The organism is Vibrio sp. 10N.222.48.A3 (assembly GCF_041475345.1).
Taxonomy (GTDB): Bacteria; Pseudomonadota; Gammaproteobacteria; order Enterobacterales; family Vibrionaceae; genus Vibrio; species Vibrio tasmaniensis_A.
In genome coordinates this window covers 1-3,704 of the sequence record NZ_JBFRVX010000666.1, presented here as the reverse complement: position 1 = coordinate 3,704, position 3,704 = coordinate 1, and the positions used below count along the sequence as shown (strand labels likewise).

General features: G+C 43.1%; 3 protein-coding genes. 1 reads left to right on the top strand and 2 read right to left on the bottom strand.

Going from position 1 to position 3,704, the window contains the following annotated elements; all coding sequences use genetic code 11:
* Positions 1-210: 210 nt before the first annotated feature.
* The gene (locus AB4653_RS18060; RefSeq protein WP_083784035.1) at positions 211-1,743 is read right to left on the bottom strand and encodes a DUF3612 domain-containing protein; all 1,533 of its coding nucleotides are present in this window, start codon (positions 1,741-1,743) and stop codon (positions 211-213) included.
* A 170-nt stretch (positions 1,744-1,913) separates the two neighbouring features.
* On the opposite strand from AB4653_RS18060, the gene AB4653_RS18055 reads away from it, so the two are divergent.
* The gene (locus AB4653_RS18055) at positions 1,914-2,516 is read left to right on the top strand and encodes a malate synthase (protein WP_009845698.1); all 603 of its coding nucleotides are present in this window, start codon (positions 1,914-1,916) and stop codon (positions 2,514-2,516) included.
* A gap of 236 nt (positions 2,517-2,752) precedes the next feature.
* Here the strand turns inward: AB4653_RS18055 and AB4653_RS18050 are convergent.
* The coding region (locus AB4653_RS18050) for a GGDEF domain-containing protein (RefSeq protein WP_372104903.1) at positions 2,753-3,704 on the bottom strand (952 nt) is incomplete at its 5' end.

Here is a 3,704-nt window from a genome sequence, read left to right as displayed (position 1 = left end):
TGACGTTGTTAGTGAACCCATATTGTTCACACAAAATATATGACCAATCACCCTTTTGTGATTGGTTTTTTTTTGCCTGAATTTTGAGTTCTACTTGTTGGTATTACTTTTTATTAATTGTTATTACTACACTTATTATTAAGTGCAGTTAGCTAAAGCAAAACAAGCAGAGCACGACAATTTACTAATCATGCTCATACCATTCTTGCGCTAACACTCACCACACTTTGAGTAACAGCTTGGTTGGCGCGGGCATTCTCCACCTCGGGAGCAGATAAGCCTAGCCTCTGTCTCAATCCCACGTTCAATCCAATTTATATTTAGAATCTTGGCTATTGTCGTGAGGTCTTTCTTGATGTTACGCGGGATTACCACAGAGCCACCATTGTTAACGCATGATGCTTTAAGTTGCTCTGCAATGTCTCTTGAATTACCGCCTTGTGCATCAATTGCAGGGTTAAGGTCTATGCCAGCACACAATACGCGATTGTTACCTGCAGGATCCGTCATATTGATGGATTCACAACAGTAGATTCTTGGTTCATCACCCACATTTAAAATAGATATTTGAGCCGAACTCCCTGCGCGAGGTTCTGACAATCGACGAAACACAGCCCAATGTTGACATGGGTCGGCAACAGTTCTCATATTTCCCCAAGGCAGTGGAATCCCGTTCCCGCGGTACACCGCCTTGAGTTTCCCTGGCCCATAAGCATCAAAGTAGTGCCAGTGAGGGTAGGGCGATACTACCGTCATTCGACGCATAGCAACAGAGGGGGAAACCCCCGCTCTTTTGTGAACGTCGATTTCGTAACCAGTGCGGTCAAGCAACTGTCTAAATGGAACTTTGGGGCAAAGAAGTGCGCCAGCAAAGAAGCTAGATTCAAAGTCTCGCCATGCTTGAAGAATATCTTGAGAATTAAGTTGCGAAGAGCCTGAAACCTGGTTGTCGTCCCATGTGTTGTTGTTGCCGACCGACAACACACTCTTTAAGCCTTCTTTGCTATGCAGAATACAATGGCCAATATAGACCGATAAATCGTATTTCAGACGAGTGGGGTACTCTTTCAGGATTTCGTTTAAGAAGATTGTGCTAGGAGGTTCAAAGAACGAAGTGACTAGCTGTTTGGCATTAATTCCGAGTTCATCAACAACGTCTTTCGGTGTGCGTGTTACCCAACGGATGTTAATTTCTAGGCTTCTAGCGATGTCTATCAGATCTTCTACGCTGAGGTTAAGACGTTTTAAGCCAACTTCTTCCGCTGCGCGCTCAAGGTCAGGGAAGTGGTTCTGATTGCTTTCTTGGTGTGCTCGAATTAAGAGGTGTGCAAACTGGCGGCCTGAGATCCCCGTTTGAGATAGCATCTCTGGAATTGCAATTTGCAGGATGTCGTTGGAGAAAAGAAAGCTAGGCTCGAGTGCCATGCCACTTATCCCACCACGATTCCCTTTATCAGGAGCAATGGCTTGTTGTTCAGATTCGTCGTCAAGGAACCAGGTTGGGTTCTTCTGAAAGACCTGCGCGATTACTTCTAGCATATCGATGCTTGGGACGCGCTTTCCACGTTCAATCATTGAAAGGTAAGAAACGGAAGGTGCGTATTCTGGGTTGATTCTAATACAACGCGCAGACAGATCTTCCATCGTTAAATGGTTACGTTTTCTTAGGTTACGTATTTTCGTACCTAGGAAATGAGACTGACGAACTAAACTTTTTGACAAGGCCATATTTGTAAAATTCACATTGTAAAATTTTTGTTGTGAAATTGTAGGCAAAAAAGCGCTAGTCTACAAACTAAGCAATTCACAAAATGACAAATAAGTTAAACGTTAGTTTGGAATAATTGCTCTAGGACACATTTTTGCTATAAAAATCGGTGAATGTTCACCGGGTTGGTCAAGAGGGAAAGACTATGAATATGCTGACATTCGATAAAACAGAAATCCAAAAACAAACAAAACCATTTATCGCTGAAGCTGTCTTTGCCGTGGAGACTATCAGTGCCAAACAGCAAACTGAGAAGCAACTCAAAGCGAAGCAACTGCTAGACAGATTGTTCCCATTAGAGAACGGCTCACATCAAGATGTAACGAGCTATGTAGTTGATTACCGTCATATCATGGCTTATTTCAAAGATGGCCAACACAGCGGTCTAAAGCACCCTAAGCAGTTTGTAGCTTACATGGGTGAGAAGTGTGACCCAGACTCAATCTTGTTCCGAGATAGCAGTGGAAGCCATTTAGAAGTGATGTTTGGTTGTCATAAAGGGACGGGGTGTATTGAATTGGTCGATATCGATGATATTCAGTTAGAGTCGTGCACCACGTTTGGCCAGTCGCCAATGGAAGCGGTACAAACGAATACTGAGCGTCAAGGCATCACTACAGCAATACGTCACTGGATCAGCTTAGTTCAAGGTGATGAGAAGGGCAAACCAAAAGCATGCAGCGAAGACAAAGAGTTCCGAGCTAAGAGTGGTGAAGATTACTGTCTTAACTATTGCTACGCCCTTTAATGTCACAGCTACATCTTTGGTTTTTATGAAAGATGTAGAGCCAGTGTAGTGCTAAACACTCTGAATGTATTTAGCATTAAACACTGACGACTATGCATAAACGACAAAGCCCCAACGATTAACCTACTGGTTATTGATTGGGGCTTTTTGCTTTCGATGTTAATTGCGAGTCTATTTTTGAGTCTAGAGCTTAGTAAGTACGCCGTTTAACTGTAATTTTTTTAGATGATTGCAGATTACAGCGGCATCACTCTATTTCGACCAAGTGACTTCGCTTCGTAAAGTAGCTTATCAGCGCGTTCGATCAGTGATTGTGCCGATTCACCGGGTTCAAGTTCAGCAACACCAAACGATGCGGTGATACTACCTACCTGTTGCCCGCTACGACGATCTTTAATCGATAGCTTTTCTAGAGAGCGGCGGTTGGTGTCAGCAAGCTGGCGTGCAATGCGTAATGATTTGTTTGGCACGATTATCGCGAACTCTTCACCACCAAATCGGTAAGCAGAAATACCTTCACGGCACATTTGTTTTAATTTGCGCGCAATGCCTTTAAGAACCATGTCACCAAATAGGTGGCCATAAGTGTCGTTGAAGTTTTTAAAATGATCGATATCGAGAAGAATCAAACACAGAGGTTGTTTCGCTTCACACAGGGTTTCTATATCACGGTCGAAAGAGCGACGGTTATAGAGTGTCGTTGTGCTGTCAAAGAGTGCATCTTTCTGCACTTCTACCAGCTGAGATTTTAGCTTAGTGATTTCTGATGTTGCAGAATTCAACTGAGAATTTAAAAATTGAGTAGAGTGACGAATATGACGAGATTCAGAAACTAACTGACGAACTAAAGACATGACTTCATCGATCGATAAACTTTCATTGTCAACGCGGGCCAAATCCTCGAAGCTTTTATCAATCATCTCAGAAAAAGCAGAGGTATCGGTCAGTGTGTCATTCATCGAATTCGAAACTTCCGAGACCAACAACTCTAAATTAGCGCGGAGGTCATTGATATTCGTTTCAGACTTGCTAGCAACATAATTATTGTAAAGCTGCTCACCAACGGCTGGAGGACAAATGCCATAGTATTCCAAGATACCATCCATGTCTTTAGTCAGCTGTGGGATAGCATTGTCAACATAGGTGTACCAAAGTGCGTAATTTGCAGGTGTAGTAGACACCCGGTTC

What these genes read in the sequence shown, in the direction of transcription:
- AB4653_RS18055 (WP_009845698.1), top strand. Translation starts at nt 1,914, where the DNA reads ATGAATATGCTGACATTCGATAAAACAGAAATCCAAAAACAAACAAAA.